Origin of the sequence: Acetobacter indonesiensis, assembly GCF_000963945.1 — a bacterium.
Taxonomy (GTDB): Bacteria; Pseudomonadota; Alphaproteobacteria; order Acetobacterales; family Acetobacteraceae; genus Acetobacter; species Acetobacter indonesiensis.
Genome location: NZ_BAMW01000078.1, coordinates 46,294 through 64,808, shown reverse-complemented (window position 1 = coordinate 64,808; position 18,515 = coordinate 46,294). Strand labels below are relative to the sequence as shown.

The following is an 18,515-nucleotide window of genomic DNA, read 5'->3' as shown; positions in this document are numbered from 1 at the left end:
ATCGCCCTGGTGCCGCAAATCAAGCCAAGCACGATTTTCCAGCGACAAGATAAATCTTAAAATAAGTCTTGAATTATATCTTAAGATATTTATATCGTAAGACATGATGAATGATCATAAACACACACGCCGTATGCATCACATTCTCCACGCCATTGGCGGCCATCGAGGCCGTGGCGGTTTCGGGCGCGGGTTTGGACCCGGATTTGGCCGAGGATTTGGTGGCGGTGATATCCCCAAAGGCCGCAAACTCAGTTCGGAGGAACTCCAACTGGTTCTGCTGGCTCTTTTGGCAGAACGCCCAGCACATGGATATGAACTTATCCGGTTGCTTGAAGAAAAATCAGGTGGGTTTTATACGCCCAGCCCCGGCATGGTGTACCCAGCCCTCACCTATCTGGACGAAATCGGCCACGCTGCTGTTTCTCAGGAAGGAAACCGCAAACTTTACAGCCTGACTGATGATGGCCGGATCTATCTGGAAGAAAACAAGGACCGCGCAGACCAAATACTCGAAACACTTGCGCGCATCGGCAGCCGTATGGCTGAAGTGCGCGAAGCATTTTCAGGGGTTGATGCGCCAGACCCCAAAACCGCCGATGCCTTTCATAAAGCACGGGTCGAATTGAAACAGGCCTTACACAGCAAACGTGGCTGCCCACCTGAAGAAGTGCAGCGTATAGCTGATATTCTTAAAAAAGCCGCAGCCGACATCCTGGATAAACCCGTCTAAGTGCCATCCGGCCGGAGGGAGGTCCTCCTTCCCTCCGGTTAAATTGGACACACACCACTGGCGCATTGTAAATGCGCCCAATCAATCATTTCCTGCACATCATTATCGTGAATAGCCCCTGTTAAAGCGGCAAAACGTCCTGCTGACACTTCTTCTTCTGGCAAGTATTCATAACCCAGATCAGAATCAGGCCGACTGGGGAGCACGGCGCAGCATCGCACATGCGGTTGGCGGGTAGCGACCATGGTTCTGAAACCATCAAGATCATACCGATCTGTGTAAACCTTAAGCGTGTAAGAGACCTGATTGCCCTGATCTGCTCCAATCCAGTATTTTTCCAAAAGGCTAAGCCACTGATATTGCTCCTCAGGCGTTGCTTCTGGCGCGGTCACTGCTTTCTCGCCGATCCCTAACCGTTGAAGAAGGGGCACGGTTGGGAAACCAACAATGCTCATACCCGGGAATGTTTGCAGAGCCTTTATCGGGTATCCTTTCTGCTCATACGTCGGTAGCAGCGGGTCCGTTCCGGCTTCCCAGCTTCCATCTTCGCGTTGCACGCCTTTAAACTGCACCCACCGCAAATATTGCCGCCGTGCAGGAAGATGCGCCCCTTCCGTCAAACCAAATAGTTTGGATGTCGTGCCCGCAGGTTTGACAGTCGTAACCGTCACGGGTCGACTTGTTCCTATCTCATCTGCATAAGTATTCGCCTCTGCTTTCGCAATCTCGGACAAAGACCGCACTGCCAGCCAGAATGCGGATGAGTGTTTTTCATCCAGCAAATCGCGAAAACCAAATCCAAACCGCATCCATGCCCATTCATGCAACCCGGTCGGGCCTATGCCTATCCGATTGGTACGTCTGACTTCTTCGCCATAAAGTGCATCCATCGTGTTGGCGCGAAGCAGAAAACGGACGCCAAGCCTAACGGAATCCCGAACACGAGCGTCCCATACTGCCGCAATCTGTTCATCCAGCTTACCCGGATGAATCTCCTCAAATGCGACAGGGCAAGCCAGAACAGGAGCAAAGTCACCTATTACGCAGTATCCCCCTGTCACATGCAGCGTAATTTCGCCGCAGGGATTAGTCGTAACAGGAAAATGTGCGTCGGCCGCACGCTGTGCCAAAAGCGCCAACAAACTGGATGCATGCGTTGCCTGATAACGCCGAGACCGAAAATCCCGCCCATCTGCATGGATTTTTTTCTGCCGTGCACTGCCGGTGCGATTATCTTCCAGTTTATCGCCGTTGATAAAACCCGGTTCCCCATTTACCCACGCGCAGCGCGTTGCTTCCGCAAAGACCGTCCGGGCATGATCAGCCATCGGACCGGACTGCGCCCTGTCGTTTGCATAGTGCCAGAACAGAGCATCCACCATGACAGAGTGGTTAGCTGTCCATAAGCCACCTTCTTCTTTGGCACGAATAAACCGAAGAACATCAGCATCCCGCCAGGATTTGGTAGCCATTCTTGCCGCGCGCCGTGCGCCCCCCACCTGCACCTCAACCGACAGATAGTGATCAACCCGGAGCGCCTGTTCCCACAATGGCATAGGCGATTGCCGTGCTGCCTCAATCACATGGTCCCGAATATTCAATAACCCACGCAATAAAGAGATCGGGCCCGAAGCTGGACGGCCCTGCATACCCGCAATCGGGCTACCCGCACATCGGATATCACTTAGATCAAGAACCAGTGTCTGGTTACCAACGCCCGTAAAAGCCTGCGCTTCTATTTGCTCGATGGCCTTTCCCCAGCCTTCACGGCTGTCTTCTATTGTATGGACAGAGGCTCCCTTCGGTATCTCGGCGTCTCTTATGACCGTCTTGGCAAGGAAATCTTTGACGTTCTGCTCCATTTCGACAGTAAAGCCTGATAATCCCGTCCCCCAAGGCAGCACATTCATATCCAGACCAAACCGCAGTAAGCTGGTGCGGTCTTTGGGATAATCTGGATGGTCTTCTGATAGCCTGAACAAAAGGTCGGGGGCGTTAGCCCAATCAACGACACAGAGTTCATCATCATAAGCCCGGCCTACGCCTGAACCATTCAGCAGCAGATAGAACTTTGCGAAGGAGCAGATAGCCGTTGCGCAATTCGTGAACATTTCCATATTGCGCTTGGGTTGAGTGTCATCCCCGTGCTGAAGATGCCGCCCAGACGTCAACAATGCGCCGGTGGCAATTGCATTCCGCAACTGTGCCTTTTCGTGATTATCCACTCTTGGCAGGAGAGCCATATTTCCTGTCGCCACGCGGTCTGCAACTGCACCAAAATCTTCTGCGTCGGATGGTCTGAATACTGTACGCCGACCTACGGCTTCTCCCATCCCCTTATCCAATCTGCGAGACGGTTCTGACTGGGAGCTAAAACCGCCTTCAAATGGAGAGCGGGAAACCTCAAGCACCTTAGAGGGGCGTTCAGCCAGAAAGAGGTTTCCATCCATAATCGCTTCTCCATCAGACAAATGGCTTCCTTAAACGTGCCCGTCGTCAGGATTGGCCAATATTGTGGTTCTGGAAACAGGATGGCACTATATCTAGTGATATGCACGCGCAAAACATCGGTTTCGTCACGCCAGACTGTAGAACAATAGCTAAGCAGTTTGAATTTACAAAAAAAATCCTGCCTTCGGCTTTTTTACCAAAGGCAGGATTTCTAAATAAGAATCGATCTTAGTTTCTTATAAAAAGTAAGACTCGCTTGGTGTCTTCAATATCCGCCTGGTCCGGCTGCATAGGTGCCAGCAATTACGCTGGAAATGATGCCCGTTGCGACAGCCGTCAACAGAAACTGATTTCCATACTGCACCCAGTAATATCCCGGCGGCGGAGCGGAAAGCCCACGATACTGCCGCCAATCCTGCACGGCCCACATTCCACCACGGGGGCCATCATACCGATCCCCACGGTGCCAGACGCGACCACCATCGGGGCCGGGCATGCCGCCTCTCCCGTCATTTCCACGGCCTGGGCCGCCCGGACCACCGGGCCCGCGATCTCCCGGCCCCATGTTACGGCCATGATTCTGATGTCCGCGTCCGTGATCTCCCTGCATAGGTCCGCCCGGTTCAGCAGAGGCGACAGTAGCGCCCCCCACAACCAAACCCACCATCAGTGCTGTCATTAATTTTTGTTTCACGGAATTCTCCACTTCTAACCTGATCATGCTGGCCAACGCTTGTGGCAGAATTCAGACAGCCTTACGTCCAAGACGTCATAAAAATCGGACAGGTCTCACGGTAAGAAAAATCCAGAACATCTATTTTCTCGACAGAAGGTTAAATGCCTCTCTGCCCCTGGGGAAACTGGCACCCAACCCAATACCCCCGCCCCTATTGATCAAGGATGCCTATGGTGCAACTTTGCGCGTTAAATCCGCCAACGCATTTATCTGACGCACCAGAAAATCCTTAGTTTTCTGATCTGTGAGTTCGAGACGTTCACTATCAAATTTTTCTGCTGCCTGCCCAATCATGACTTCTGGCTTGTTCAACACAAAAGCGTCCAGAAAAACCAGACTTTGACGCAGATGATACTGTGCCCGTGCACCTCCGATAGCACCGGGAGACACCGTCTGAATTGCGACAGGTTTACCAGTCAGCGGTTGCGGCGTCAGGCGGGAAAGCCAATCCACTGCGTTCTTCAGCACTCCGGGTATAGAGTAGTTATATTCGGGGGTGACAATAATAAGCCCGTCAGCGTGACGTATCTGATCAGCCGTGCGCAATACGGGCGCTGGAATACCTTTGTCCTGCACGTCCTGATTATAGTGAGGAAAGTCTGCAATTGACCCAAGGAGTGAAATATTTACTCCGGGCGGCGCAATTTGTGGCAGTGTACGGGCAACAATACCATTGAGAGAGCCTGCACGAAGACTGCCAAGAAGGACGACAAAATGAAGCTCTTTTTGCGACGGCATGGCAGATTTTCCTTATGATTTCAGACAAGAACACCGCATATCAACGTGAGCGAGCAACCCACTTATTCGTGAACATGCACTAGGCCTTGTTGTTTTAAGGTTTGGGAGAGGCATCTATATCCATCATAAAAAAACCATGTCACAGTTTCTTAAAAACAATGACATGGCCTTCAAACAAAGACGTAGGCGTGGCCTCTGAAATTAAATCAGTAAAGTTCAGGGATAATCATATTTTCAGGGGTAGGCTGCCGTTCATAATCTTCATGATAAACACGGGGCGGTAACACGACTTCTGGGCGGCTGATTGTCTGATACGGAACCTGCTGCAAAAGATGATTGATACAGTTCAGGCGCGCCCGTTTTTTATCAACAGCCTGCACAACCCACCAAGGAGCTTCCGGAATGCTTGAGCGTTCCAGCATGATCTCTTTCGCTTTGGTATAAGCCTCCCACCGTTTCCGGCTTTCAAGATCCATCGGGCTCAGCTTCCACTGCTTCAATGGGTCTTCAATACGTGCCTTGAACCGGGCTTCCTGCTCATCATCCGTAATCGAAAACCAGTATTTGACCAGTTTAATACCGCTTCTTACCAGCATCCGCTCAAATTCTGGGACGGAACGGAAGAACTCTTCATATTCCTCGTCCGAGCAAAAATTCATCACGCGTTCTACACCGGCACGATTATACCAGCTTCGGTCAAACAGAACCATTTCCCCTGCTGCAGGCAGATTGGCAACGTAACGCTGAAAATACCATTGGGTCCGCTCACGGTCTGTCGGGGCGGGCAAAGCCACCACGCGGCAGATACGCGGGTTAAGGCGCTGCGTAATACGTTTGATAACGCCCCCTTTGCCCGCCGCATCACGGCCTTCAAAAAGGACAACAACCTTATAACCTGTTTCCTTGACCCAATCCTGCAGCTTTACAAGTTCACCCTGTAGCCGCACCAGTTCACTGAAATAGGTTTTCCGAAATGATGAAGAATATTCAGACGCGTTGCCGTCGGCATCACCTTCTTCAAGTTCCAGTTCAAACTCTTCATCCAGATCATCAATAATTTCCTGCCTGATACGGATACGTTCCAGTTCAGCCGGAGAAAATCCATCCAGTGTCTCAGTCATTATCTTTGCTCCCCACCCAATTCTCATTCGGCCGATGCCGGAGAATAATAGATTGTTCTGACCCTAGAACTGGCAGATTTTCGGTATAAAATCACCAATTCTGGCTTTGAAAATGCCGATTTCATAAAAATACAACAATCAGAAAGAGGAACTTACATTCAAGCCAAATATTGCTGCATTGGGAATGGCCGGAGTATCTGACTGACTGCTTGCGCCGCCACCTACATTCCATATGTATTGAAAGTCCGGCTGGATGTTCAGCCAAGGCTGAACAGGTGTTTGCCATGTTAGTTCTATATGGTGTTCTGACTTCCGACCGGACGTTATTTCTCCTGAATAGAGAAGACTATCTTCGGCAGCCTGTTTTGCCCGCCGACCGAAAAAGCCTGCTCCCCACGCTATTCCCAGAACATCATCTTTCCTGTGTGGGACAATCCCCTGCACAGTCAGCCCTGCTTCAGCACCGAAAGAAAATGTATTCTTTATGCCGTCATTTCCTGTGACACGAATGAAGACACTTGCTGCACGCGGTGTATCACCTTCTATCCGCCAGATTGTCTGATCAAACACGCCATAAACCATCCAATTACCGTGGTAATAACGCGGCGATACAGACGCATCCGGTGCAGCGAGAATACGGCCGTTTGCCGAGTACCGCCGATCCGGAAAAGACCCGGTGTCATAATAGCCACCAATTTTCCATGTGCCCGGCAATGCCGCATGGTCAAGCCCAAGACGCCTTGCGGCATCAACCCATAGCTGGGCCTCAAACATGAACAATGCTCCGTTGGACACACCAAATCGCGTGCCTGACAGATTTTGTGCCGGATTATCCTGTGACGGATAGAAAGGGCCACCTGTCGGGTTATCATCCGTTGCAGCAAACATCAGGACCAGAGGATAAAGCGGATTATAACGAATGCGAACTCCAGGCGCTGAATAGGGCCATGAGGGACCACCAGAATACAAATCTGTTGAAGCAGAAAGAGGCCAGCCAAAACTGGCATTCAAAAATAGAGACGCGTTTTGGCTGACCATAAACTCTGTATCAAGGTCAAGAGAACCAACACGGACGTCGAGCCTATTGCCCAAAAATCCTTGACCATACCAAAGTTCAAAAAGCCTTAAAGACCTTTGGGCATCATAGCCGCTCAGTGTATTCAACGCACCGACGTTATCGGATGTAGCTGAACGCCCCCTTATTTGCAGTGCGCTGACATTGAATAACCCGTATTTCCAACCACCAATCCGAGAAGGATCAAACGTCAAGCTGGCAGCACTCATTCCGTTATAGCTGGCTCCCTGATGGAGCCCTCCCGATGCCACGCCCCACACTTCCTCCACGTCCTGAAGGCTAAAACGCAGACCGTAATGGTTCAGCCAGCTTCTGACGCCATATGTGTCTGCAAAGAGAGTGCTATTCCAGTCATCTGACGACGATTGCATGCCGGGTGCGGGAAAGGGCAGCGGAACACCAGACGGAAGAATATCCGTTGTAAGAGGTCGGGTGGCCGCAAAAATCTGACCTGATGCCACAGCAAGCATCAGGCCAATACCCAAACAATAAACACAAAGTTTTTTTGACAGAAACATTCAGAAAAACAAATCTGATGTTACTGGAACACTTAGAAAATGTAGCGGAAAACCATGTAGAGCACCCCACTAATAAGCATAGCGGCTGGCAATGTGATAATCCACGCCATAGCCATGCTCCGCAATGTGCTCATTTGCAGGCCACCACCGCCAGCGACCATTGTTCCGGCAACACCACTGGAGAGAATATGCGTGGTAGAAACCGGCATACCATAGCCTTCTGCCAGACCGATTGTGCCCATAGCGACAATTTCGGCCGAAGCACCCTGCGCATAGGTTAGATGCGTTTTTCCAATTTTTTCACCAACGGTTACGACAATACGCTTCCAACCAACCATTGTACCAAGCCCGAGCGCCAGCGCGACCGAGATTTTGACCCATGTCGGAATAAAACGGGTACCTGCGTTCAACAGCCCCATGAAGCTTTTAAGCTGTGCCCCTTCATCACCTGAAAAATCCTTGGCCGCGCCAAGTGTGCGAATGGCATCTGAAACCAGATACATATCTGTACGGACGTTTGGTACGGCAGCCGCCGGAATGGCATGCAAGGAACGATAGTTTTTAACAGATTCAGCAATATCGTCAGACAACGTGCCTAGTGCGCTGTAAACAAGCGGCCGGTTAACTGATTTCTCTCTCAGCGCATCCGTTACAATGCTTCTGGCCTCAACAGCATTCGGGGCCACCCCGGCTGCTGGCGCATGTTGACGAAAAACTGTTGCGGTCTGTTCCGCTGTCTGGACGAACGCGGGCATAGCGCTTTCAGGCATGGCACGATTAAGAGCATAAGCCGTAGGCGCCGCACCGATCAGAATGAGCATGATAAGACCCATGCCTTTCTGGCCATCATTGCTGCCGTGGAAAAAAGACACCCCGGTGCAGGTCCCAACCAGCAAACCACGGATCCACAATGGAGGCGGTGCATCCCCTTCAGGGGATTTATACAGAGCAGGATTTTTGATCAGCAGCTTGAAAACCAGCAACAGACCAGCAGCGAGAATAAAGCCGCAGATCGGGCTGAATAATAGGGAAGAAAAAACTTTCCTGACCTGCGACCAATCAACCCCATAGAGCGCACTCCCTGTAGGAGCCATTAACTGGTTCGCAAACCCCACCCCCAGAATTGAGCCTACCAACGCGTGGGAAGAACTGTTGGGTATGCCCATAGCCCATGTGGCAAGGTTCCAAACAATAGCCGAAAGCAGCAGAGCAAAAATCATGGCGTGCCCTGCCCCGCTCCCTACCTGAAGAATAAGTTCAACAGGCAGCAATGTTACAACGCTGTAGGCCACGGCACCGGAAGAAACCAACACACCCAAAAGGTTCCAGGCCCCGGACCAAACCACAGCAACCAGTGGCGGAAGGCTATTGGTGTAAATGACTGTTGCCACAGCATTTGCAGTGTCATGAAAGCCATTTACAAATTCAAACCCCAGCGCAATGAGAAGCGCCAGAGCCAGCAACACAAAAGCCCCCACGGCGATGCCATTTGCCCCTGCCTGATGCAGGTCCTGCAAAACACTGTAGCCGACAAAAGAAAGGGCTGCGGCTATCACCGCCAGAAAGAAAAAACGAAATGCCTGATGTTCACCACCCTGCATGTTGGGGCGGCTTTGCGTACCAGCGCCGACTATCGTTTCAGACATAGAAAAGTTCCTACACGAGCTATGAATAGGTTCCTTTTATAAAATTTGGTTTAGTCAGACTGTGAATGTTCTGTGAATTCAGTAGGCTGAATTTTGAGACTAGATTACGGAAGACTTCAGCTTTATTTATTAAAATATTTTTGTTGGTATTATATTATCGTTGTGTGTCAACTTGCCACAATACCCTCAATCTCGTTATTTATTCATAGTGTAGGAGAAAACACCTTCGACTTCTAAAAGAAGTTCTGACCTGCAAATATCGGAAACGAAAACAGGCGAATTTTCGGGGGACACATTAAAAACATGACGGAAAACATTAGATACAGCAGCCTTGTCTTTAGCATGTCTTACATAAATTTTTAAACTTGAGCAGACACAATTGTCTAGTTCCTCTTTTTCCTTAACGCTCTCTATCAAAGCGTGTATGTTTTCTATTGTAATATTTATTTGCTCTTCCAAGTTACTTCCAACAGAAACAGACTGACGAATGCTTGCTGTGCCGGAAAGGTATAACTCAAGCCTCTGTTGATCATAAAGAACAGTGCCACGTGCAAAAGATGGAGACTTAGGCCCGTAGGTTATTGGGTAACGATAGGCTGGTATTTGTAATGGGTTTTCTATATTGGCGGCCAGCCCATCACGACGAGCAAGCAGATAAACACACACGCCTCCCTCGTCGAACCCAATCCCTGTGGCTGCTGGCAAAGTTTCCATCGTGAACCCTGAACGCTCAAACGCGAGCGCTCGCCCCAAGCAAAAGTCCCGGTACCGTTCAAGACCATCTTTATTCGATTGATTAATACGACCAATATAATTCCATATTCTATAAAGTGTTCTATACTCTTTTTCCTGTACAAAATTTAACAGGGCTTCATATTTTTCCTGAACAGCGCCTGATAACCTTGGCCTATCGTCAAGAATAAAGGCTGCAAACAGGTTTGTACCGTCTTCACACCATGCAACTCCTTGGTCAGTCATACCACCGCGACAGGAGCTTACTTCTAGTGTTGACCAATATTCGGAGCATTCGCCATGTGTATAGGGAATAGTTAGCTGCACCTGACCATTACGATAGCAAAGTTTTGCGTTGCCCGGAGCATACTGCACAACAGCCAAGGCCGATCTGTGCTCCGTCTGAAACGCACCATAAGAAACCCGTAAAATATTGTGGCCAACCATAAGATGCGACTGTTCCATAAAATGCACTACCTCCGCGCATATACCCGGCATCAGCTTGTTTATGGAAGATATATATCTTGATTTGTTAACGAATAAATTTGGTCGAACTTTATTGCTTCTTTTTTCTCTCAAGACCTAAAGAACTTTATTCTTCAACATCAAAAAAGAGTCTTAACCTGCCATCAGATGTAGGTTTTTTTAATTTTGCATTTATAGTGTCTCGATAAAGATGCTCTGACAGCATTCTCAAAACAGTGTCAGAGCATTTTAATATTATCGAGTTATTTATAGAGAGACCATTTGAACAGATCGCAATCTCTTTATGCTCTCTTATAATAAGCCTATCTTACACGGCACCAGAAGGCATGCAGGCTGCACGAAACTCACGGTTAGGATGTTCCTGCTGGTTCCGCAGAAAATTCAGAGCATTTTCGCAGGCCTCTTTCGTATAAAATGATGCTGTTGCAATCTGATCTTCATTATCGGGACCACGCTGCACCAGCAAAACCCATAAAGGCCGAGCAGAATGACCATCTTCCACAACTGGCACTGACTGCGCTTCGGCATGATGGAGAGACAATAAAGCTGAAATACCTAGTCCGCTGGCAAGCATCGCAAGACGTGCGAAACGTAACATGAAGGCTTCCTTCAATAAATAAAAACGCCACCCTCAAATTCTAAAGTATTATCCAAAGGAGGGATCGCCAGCTTTATCAACTTTTTCTGCGTGCTTCACAACAACGCAAACAATCCGGTCAGCATTGCAGGAATATCAGGTAATAAACCAACCCAAACTTAAGATGTGTTAGCGAATATAAAACTCAACAGGAACAGTCAGTGTTATCGGGTTTCCGGGGACGCTATCAGGCGGGACCGGGAGGGGTTGCGCGCGTTTAGGCAGGGCAACAGCTTCTGCGTCCAACAATGGGTGGCCAGAACTCTTATTTAACCTGACAGATAACACATGCCCCAAACGATCCATAGTAAAGGTAACCGTTGGCACACCTTCGTCGTGATCGGCCATAGCCTCTTGCGGATAACGCTTGACTCTTTCCAGTTGCGCCAACAAAGCCCCCTGCCACGTTACCGGATCATGTGCGGCTTTGGGGGATGATGCGCCAGATGAAGCTGCATTATGAGCTTGAGCCACCGGAGCATCTGATCGTGGGGGAGCCGTCGTCATCTCGGCAGGCTGGCTATTATCCGGAATCACCTTTTTCTGGTACAGAACAGGCTTGTGCGGTTTAACCACTTTCCGCACTTTCTCGGGTTTTGGAACCGGCACCGGTGGATTAGGGGCCGGAGACGATGCTGCCATAATCTTCGGCGGTTCAACGGGTGACGGGTCTGGCTCTGAAAGTGTCTGTTGGGGCGCCAAAGGAACATCTTGTGTTTGCGACTGTGTCGAAACCGGCTCAGGCGTCATGTCAATCGCTATGGCGGCTGGCGGAGGCTCTGCCACTGCAACAACAGGTTGAGGAAGACGAGAGACCCACCAAATTACCCCACCCGTTGCCAGCAAAACGCTGACAAAGGATAGTCCCCAGCGCATGCTTTCTTCTTTTAACTGCCGATGCCTGTTGATCTGTTGCCAATTAGAAAAAGAACCTGATACTGAAATCACTTTATCAATAAGCATGCCGACTACTGCGCTCCAGAACCCATTGCCCCAGAAGATTTGACTTCTTGCCCTTCTTCTTGCCCCTGCAAATTAACCAAAGCCACCTTTAGATAACCTGCTGCCCGCAATTTATCCATAACGCTCATCAATGTTCCGTAATCGACAGTCTTATCCGCACGCAGAAAAATGCGCTGTTCCTTGTCACCCTTGGTGGCCTGCTGCAAGGCATTGGGCAATCCTTCTACGGCCACATTATCCTCCCCCAAAGCCAGATTGTGATCCGCTTTAACAGTTAAAAAAACAGGATCATCTGGACGCGGCGCAGGCTTTTCGGTTGAAGATGGCAAATCAACCGGCACATTCACTGTCGTAAGTGGCGCCGTTACCATGAAAATGACCAGCAACACCAACACCACGTCAATAAATGGTGTGACGTTTATTTCGCTCGCCTCATGCGGGTTTTCATCTGTATGGCGAATACGCAACATGCTGCCTTATTCCCCCGCCATGCGCGAGGGGTCAAAGCGCACAACCTGTCCGGTTTTGGTCAATGCCTGCATACGCCCCAAATCACGCGAAACAAGCCGCATAACAAGCGCTGTCAAGTCTGCGACATGTGCCCGGCACGTCGCACTTTGACGTGCAAGGTGATTATAAATGACAACAGCCGGGATTGCCGCCACCAACCCTAAAGCTGTCGCCAGCAACGCTTCGGCAATGCCCGGCGCAACAACGGCCAGACTGGTAGCCTTACTGGCAGCAATCCCTGTAAAGGAGGTCATAATACCCCACACCGTGCCAAACAGCCCAATAAAAGGTGACGTTGCCCCAATGGTGGCGAGCAACCCCGTGCCCCGCATCAACCTGCGTCCTTCAGCCGCCTCCAGCCGCTCAAGGTGCAGCACAATGCGTTCCTTCAGTCCTTCATTGTCGTCTACAATATCTTGCGAACGGACGCGTTCAGTCTCAGCCGCCATAACCAGGGTATGAGCAATCCCATTCTGACGCGTGCCCTCTTCCCCCAGATCTAACGTATTCGCACTTTCCAGCGCCTGCTCTGCTTTTCGCAAGGTCTGGCGCACCCTGAACAATTCGACAGATTTTGCGATAAAAATGGTCCACGTTAATACGCTGGCGAAAGCAAGCAGCATCATAACACAGCGCACAATCGGCCCTGCATTCATGAACATATCCCACGGGGAGAGCGATAGTGCTGACGGCGAAAGCGCGGGCATAGGCAGATTACCTTCTACAAAACGACGCGTGCTGACCCACAAAGCTCGGCAAAGCGTCGGGCAAACACTTATGGTTGATATTTAACAATTACGCAACTAAGAGTCATTCTCATATATAGCGTATCTATGTTGGTGAAGTGAGTAAAGTCATGTTGATCCATATTCCGGGAATACTTAGTCGGGAAGAAGTCTTGCATTGTCGCCAAAGACTGGAGCAGAGCGAATGGGTCGACGGAAAAATTACTGCGGGAGATCAGTCCGCCAAAGCAAAGGCCAATCTGCAAATTCCACAAGAATCAGACGTAGCGCATCAGCTTGGCCGTCTTATTCTTAACGCGCTGGCCCGAAACGATATTTTTACCAGCGCCGCCCTGCCCTTGCGCGTATTCCCACCTTTGTTCAACCGCTACGACGTTGGCATGGAGTTTGAATATCATGTCGATAACAGCATTCGGCCCGACCCTGAAACAGGTTTCCGTATTCGCACAGATGTCTCCTCCACCCTCTTTCTAAGTGACACGGAAAGTTATGATGGCGGAGAGCTGGTAATACAGGACACATACGGCGTGCATACCGCCAAATTCCCCGCGGGGGATCTTGTCCTGTATCCGTCCACCAGCCTTCATAAGGTCAACCGTGTTACACGAGGCAGCAGGTGGGCGTCCTTTTTCTGGACTCAATCCATGGTAAAAGATGATGGCTGTCGCACACTTCTTTACGAACTCGATCAGTCTATACGGCAAGCCCGACAGCTTATTCCTGATACGTCCCCAGCTATTCTGGGTTTGACGGCCAGCTACCATAATTTGGTGCGACGGTGGGCTGAATTGTAACCTGGATGCAACACATCTTGACGTTTATGAAAAGACAGCACTTCTTTTTTGTTGCGAACGATAATCAGTAACATCATAGAGGCCGAGTAATTGGCTGTCATAGCCCACTGTCGGATGAGAGCATCATCCAGGAGAATATGATGAAACGGCACGATCGTTCTTTTTCCCCCAAACTACGCGTGGGGGCAGCTATGGCCATCGGCCTATCTGCTGGTTTCGGTTACGCAGAAAATGAAGCTGACGCGCAAGAAGCAAAAACAGATCCAGCCTTAACCAACACGAATATAAACCTCCCCGCTGTCAGAGTTCGTGGAGAACATAAAGATATTTCTGAAATTCCCAATACTAATGCAACTGTGTTGGATATTGGCCGCATGCCCACTTCTGTGCGTGACACGCCACAAGTCATTAATGTCGTGCCGCAGGAAATTATAAAACAGCAACGCCTTTATACGCTTGATCAAGCTCTGGCCAATGTGCCGGGCATTACGCTTTCAACAGGTGAAGGACGTGGGGGCCTAAACGGAGACCAATTCCGTATTCGTGGCCAACAGGCTCGCGGTGACGTTTATACTGATGGTTTAAAAGATTTTGGTACCTATACGCGTGATATCTTCGACGTAGAAAATGTTGAGGTTATTAAAGGTCCCGCAGGCGAATATTTTGGTGCAGCAAATCTGGGTGGCCTTATTAATCAGTCTCTTAAAAAAGCGCATGACGGCACATCCTATAATTATGATCAGGCTTTCGGAAGCGCCAGCACATATCGTGGCCAGGGCGATGTAAACTATCAGTTCAACCGCGATGTCGCCCTCCGTATTAACGGCATGTATAATCGTGCAGGTGTTCCCGGCAGAGATTACATTTACGCCAACCGTTATGGCGCAGCCGCTGACCTCGGTGTCGGGCTGCACAGTGATACCTCGTGGCATCTGAACTGGCGTTGGCTGCATACCGACAGTTTGCCCGACTACGGTGTTGGAATGATCAAAACGTCTAACGGCACATTCCGCCCCATTACCAGTGAAGGGCTTGCCCGCGACACGACGTATACTCGCAGCGAGGACCGGGATAATTCTGACATTCATAGCCTGACATCGTCTCTTAAATCCAAGATTTCATCCTGGTTTACACTTAGCAACAATACACGTCTGACAAAGTACGAACGTAATTATTCAGCGACCACCCCTGCCGCGTGTAGTACCCCCGCTTGCATCAGTCAGTTTAATGCGGGCGGGAATCCTTTGCTTAGTTATGGGGCGGGCGGAGGCGTTGCCTACCTTTCAAAAGGTTGGGGTGTAGAGAATGTTTTTATGGGCAATGCACGTTTCGACACATGGCGCTTCAAGAACGATTTAAAATTTGGTGTTGATGTTAATTATCAGGATGAAAACCGCTATATAGGCACTTGGTATGGGCGGTCTAACACCCAGACAATCCGTAACCCGTCTCATTCCTCTAACGGGGCCTATCTCCGCCTTCCGAAAGCAAATATGTCCAACTCGGATCAGCGCGACGTCGGATTATTTCTTTCAGATCATATCCAGCTTACAAAACAGCTCTCTCTCTTTGGCACAGTGCGCTGGGATGCTTTCCAGTCTACTTTCGCCGGGTATCAGCTATCGTCAACCCTTGTACCGCGACAGAAGCAGAATGCCGATCGCTGGAGCCCTTCAGGGAGCATCATGTATACACCTCTGAAAAACTCGTCTTTCTACTTTACTTTCTCCCGCTCTTATAAACCAATCGGCACGGATGTGTCGTCCCAAGTTACTATTCTAGCAAGCGATACGCCCCAAAATGGAGCAGACTACAAACCACAACGGAGCGACCTGTTCGAATTCGGGAACAAAACCGATTTCTTTAATAAACGATTGGGAATGGGGGTGGCCTTTTTCCAGATCAACCAAAACAACTCCTACTATTATGATGAAAGTGGCGACGTTGTTAACGGCTTCAGTGACTCTGGCGTCGGTCTACGCACCCGCGGTGTAGAACTGAATCTGACAGGCAAAATTACCAAAAACTGGGACATCTATGGCAACTATTCGTGGATGGACAGTAAAATCAGAAACAACGCGACCTATAAGGGGAATCAGGCACCCGGCGTGTCACACAATAATTTCTCGCTCTGGACATCTTATGACATTGGAAATCACTTCTTGAGAGCGGAAACCGGCCATCTTAAAATTGCTGGTGGAGCACAATATGCCTCTGGTTATTGGGCAAACGGGGACTTTAGCAACACAGCCCGTATCCCTTATCAGTTTTCCCTTAACGGTATGATTTCATGGGAAACAAAACATTACCGTGTTTCCTTTAACGCTAATAATATCACCAATCATCTTAACTACGCTTCTTCCTTCAGTTCCAGCCGGGCAGTACCGGGGCCAGCACGGTCTTTTCTGGGCAATGTAGGCTTAACATTTTAATGCAACAGAATTCTCTGGTAGGGGCCACCACCCCTACCAGTAAGCTACCCAATAGAGTTGAAGTACAGCTGCTTCTGGGGCAATTGTGCCTCAATAAAAAACAATTCACGCAAGCATTTAATCTGTTTGCCGTTGCAGCACAAAGCGGGCAGCCACAGGCACTCAACATGCTTGGACGCGCGTATGAACAAGCCTGGGGGGTACCCCGCAGCATATCTCAGGCTATCAAATATTTTGAAGCCGCCGCAGAACAGAACGATGGCTGGGCATATTTCAATCTGGGTGATTTGTATCTTTCTGGAGATGGCGTACCACAAAACACCCATAGAGCATTTTTCTATTACGTGCAGGCAGCCAATCTCGGCGTAAACAAGGCCCTCAATATGCTGGGCACATTGTGCAAAAAAGGTATAGAGGAAGCCCCCCCGGACCAAACGAAAGCACTTCTTTATTTTCAAGCAGGAGCCAATGCGGGAGATTGCTGGGCCGCCTTTAATCTAGGACGATTAGCACTGGAAGCAGAAGACTATTCAACTGCGGTCCACTGGTTTGATCAGTCCATATCATATGGATTTCCTGACTATTGGATTTTTCTAAAAAATTACTTTCAGGAAAATGGCTTTCCATTTTCTACACGTATATTACAAAAAATAGAAATAGCTTTACAAAGTACACACTCCTTATAGCGTCCAGTTTGGATTGCTTCAAAATAGATATCATTCCCGGAATGTGTTGTGCCCAAATGTGCTCATCCGATTAAAAGAGTCAGGATACTAACAAATATTATTGTGCTACAGACACACCTGCACCAAATGCTTTCTGAATAGCAATATAATCAATTGTTAAAGCGGCTTGCTGCTGCACCAATGACTGTCTAGTAGAAATTTGACGGCGCTCTGTGTCAAGCAAATCCATCAAAGAGGCGGTACCGCGTTGATAGCGTTGGCGTGTCAGTTGAACAGCAGTAACAGCATCCTGCTCAGATCTGGCTAAAACCGCGACTTGAATACGATCATTCTTGAATTTTGAAAGAGCATCTTCGGTTTCCTGAAGCGCTACCAAGACTGTCTTATGATAGTTAGCCAAAGCTTCATCCCGCCCCCCTTTTGCAGATTGCACTTTGGCTGCATTCCGGCCAAAATCTAGAAAATCCCAACTAATCTGCGGTGCAAGGTAAGCAGTAAAGTCATCAAAGCGCGTTAAATCAGAAGACTTTAATCCGCCAGTTCCAATCAAACCGGTAAATTTGACTTTGGGAAAACGCGCCCCCTGAGCTTGCCCGATTTTTGCTGTACTTGCCGCCAGTTTCCGTTCTGCCTGCCGAATATCTGGCCGCCTTTTAAGCACCTCTTCCGGATTAGAAATTGTGAAGCTGAGCGGTGGCAGAGGAATACTGGCTGAACGCGATAAGTCTCCATCAATATCCCCTGGTTTGGTCCCTACTAAGATCGCTATTTTATCGAGAGACGCTTCCCTTTCTGCTGTCAGAGCTTGGGCCTCTGCCCTGACTTGCTGAAGTTGCTGATCTAACCGCAAAACATCCAGGGTAGACGTTGTTCCCCTTTGAAAACGCTCTTTTGCAAGGGAAACCGTTCGTTCTAAAGACTCAATAGAACATTGATACAGGGCTTGTCTCTGCTGCTGGTCGCGAAGCATGACATAGGTATGGGCAACTTCTGCTTCCAGTGTCACATATACATCGTCAAGTGCAGCCTCCGCACTTTGCCGATTTGCTTTTGCCGCTTCGAGTGCTCGTCTTTTTTCTCCAAAAATATCTATTTCCCAGCTTGCATCAAAGCCCTGGAAATAGGCCTCGACATTGCTGGCAGGGCCACCGTCTGCCGCGCTGGGAAATCGGGCGCGAGCATAAGATGTGTTTGAGGAGAGATCTGGAAAGAAATTTGCGCCCTGCAATCGTGTCTCTGCCCTACCCTGCCGAATACGGGCTATTGCGATTGAAATATCTGGATTAGCTTTCCTCGTCCGAAGAATAAGATCATTCAAGAGAGGGTCATCCAAAGACACCCACCACATTTTTTCTGATGCCACAGAAGCACTCTGTATTCCTACGGCTCGCGCAAACGGTTTTTGACTGTCCGTCACACCTTTGATGACAGGCGGCCCCTTGTAATCCGGTCCCACTGAACAAGCGGAAAGCAGCACTATCGTTGGAAAATAAAAGTATTTAAGGCGCATG

16 protein-coding genes are annotated in these 18,515 nt (G+C 49.3%); 4 read left to right on the top strand and 12 right to left on the bottom strand.

What is annotated here, in order from left to right; all coding sequences use genetic code 11:
• Nucleotides 1–133: 133 nt before the first annotated feature.
• The gene (locus Abin_RS14320) at nt 134–733 is read left to right on the top strand and encodes a PadR family transcriptional regulator (protein ID WP_255319363.1); all 600 of its coding nucleotides are present in this window, start codon (nt 134–136) and stop codon (nt 731–733) included.
• Between the two features lie 38 nt (nt 734–771).
• On the opposite strand, the gene Abin_RS14315 is transcribed toward Abin_RS14320, so the two are convergent.
• The 11 genes from Abin_RS14315 to exbB all read right to left on the bottom strand — a co-directional run bounded on the left by Abin_RS14315 (nt 772) and on the right by exbB (nt 13,053).
• On the bottom strand, nt 772–3,183 hold the full coding sequence (locus Abin_RS14315; RefSeq protein ID WP_048848132.1) for a recombinase: 2,412 nt from the start codon (nt 3,181–3,183) through the stop codon (nt 772–774).
• Nucleotides 3,184–3,449: 266 nt separating this feature from the next.
• The gene (locus tag Abin_RS14310) at nt 3,450–3,878 is read right to left on the bottom strand and encodes an RcnB family protein (RefSeq protein ID WP_255319364.1); all 429 of its coding nucleotides are present in this window, start codon (nt 3,876–3,878) and stop codon (nt 3,450–3,452) included.
• Between the two features lie 210 nt (nt 3,879–4,088).
• Nucleotides 4,089–4,658 (bottom strand): NADPH-dependent FMN reductase, encoded by a 570-nt coding sequence (locus Abin_RS14305; protein WP_048848130.1) that lies wholly within the window; start codon nt 4,656–4,658, stop codon nt 4,089–4,091.
• Between the two features lie 206 nt (nt 4,659–4,864).
• Complete coding sequence (ppk2, locus tag Abin_RS14300) at nt 4,865–5,779, bottom strand: polyphosphate kinase 2 (protein ID WP_048848128.1); 915 nt, start codon at nt 5,777–5,779, stop codon at nt 4,865–4,867.
• A 138-nt stretch (nt 5,780–5,917) separates the two neighbouring features.
• Entirely contained in the window at nt 5,918–7,372 is a 1,455-nt protein-coding gene (locus Abin_RS14295; protein ID WP_048848126.1) for a carbohydrate porin, read from the bottom strand.
• A 32-nt stretch (nt 7,373–7,404) separates the two neighbouring features.
• Nucleotides 7,405–9,018, bottom strand: coding sequence for an inorganic phosphate transporter (locus Abin_RS14290; RefSeq protein ID WP_048848119.1), 1,614 nt, complete (start codon nt 9,016–9,018; stop codon nt 7,405–7,407).
• Between the two features lie 195 nt (nt 9,019–9,213).
• Complete coding sequence (locus Abin_RS14285; protein WP_146867698.1) at nt 9,214–10,215, bottom strand: chorismate transformation enzyme, FkbO/Hyg5 family; 1,002 nt, start codon at nt 10,213–10,215, stop codon at nt 9,214–9,216.
• A gap of 328 nt (nt 10,216–10,543) precedes the next feature.
• A complete protein-coding gene (locus Abin_RS14280) occupies nt 10,544–10,834 on the bottom strand; it encodes a hypothetical protein (protein WP_048848115.1) in 291 nt (96 codons plus the stop codon).
• Between the two features lie 168 nt (nt 10,835–11,002).
• Nucleotides 11,003–11,836, bottom strand: a complete 834-nt coding sequence (locus Abin_RS14275; RefSeq protein WP_048848114.1) for an energy transducer TonB family protein — start codon at nt 11,834–11,836, stop codon at nt 11,003–11,005.
• 5 nt (nt 11,837–11,841) lie between these two features.
• Complete coding sequence (gene exbD, locus Abin_RS14270; RefSeq protein WP_048848112.1) at nt 11,842–12,306, bottom strand: TonB system transport protein ExbD; 465 nt, start codon at nt 12,304–12,306, stop codon at nt 11,842–11,844.
• Between the two features lie 6 nt (nt 12,307–12,312).
• Entirely contained in the window at nt 12,313–13,053 is a 741-nt protein-coding gene (gene exbB, locus Abin_RS14265; protein WP_048848110.1) for a tonB-system energizer ExbB, read from the bottom strand.
• Nucleotides 13,054–13,202: 149 nt separating this feature from the next.
• Between exbB and Abin_RS14260 the strand changes: the two genes are divergently transcribed.
• From Abin_RS14260 to Abin_RS14250, 3 genes are all read left to right on the top strand, one after another.
• A complete protein-coding gene (locus Abin_RS14260; RefSeq protein WP_048848107.1) occupies nt 13,203–13,886 on the top strand; it encodes a Fe2+-dependent dioxygenase in 684 nt (227 codons plus the stop codon).
• Nucleotides 13,887–14,023: 137 nt separating this feature from the next.
• On the top strand, nt 14,024–16,318 hold the full coding sequence (locus Abin_RS14255; RefSeq protein WP_456303697.1) for a TonB-dependent receptor: 2,295 nt from the start codon (nt 14,024–14,026) through the stop codon (nt 16,316–16,318).
• The gene (locus Abin_RS14250; protein WP_052948244.1) at nt 16,318–17,004 is read left to right on the top strand and encodes a tetratricopeptide repeat protein; all 687 of its coding nucleotides are present in this window, start codon (nt 16,318–16,320) and stop codon (nt 17,002–17,004) included. Before Abin_RS14255 ends, Abin_RS14250 begins: the two co-directional genes overlap by 1 nt.
• Nucleotides 17,005–17,101: 97 nt before the next feature.
• Here the strand turns inward: Abin_RS14250 and Abin_RS14245 are convergent, their stop codons facing one another.
• Nucleotides 17,102–18,514 carry an efflux transporter outer membrane subunit gene (locus tag Abin_RS14245; protein ID WP_048848102.1) on the bottom strand — a complete coding sequence of 471 codons (1,413 nt, stop codon included), beginning with the start codon at nt 18,512–18,514 and terminating at the stop codon, nt 17,102–17,104.
• Nucleotide 18,515 lies beyond the last annotated feature (1 nt).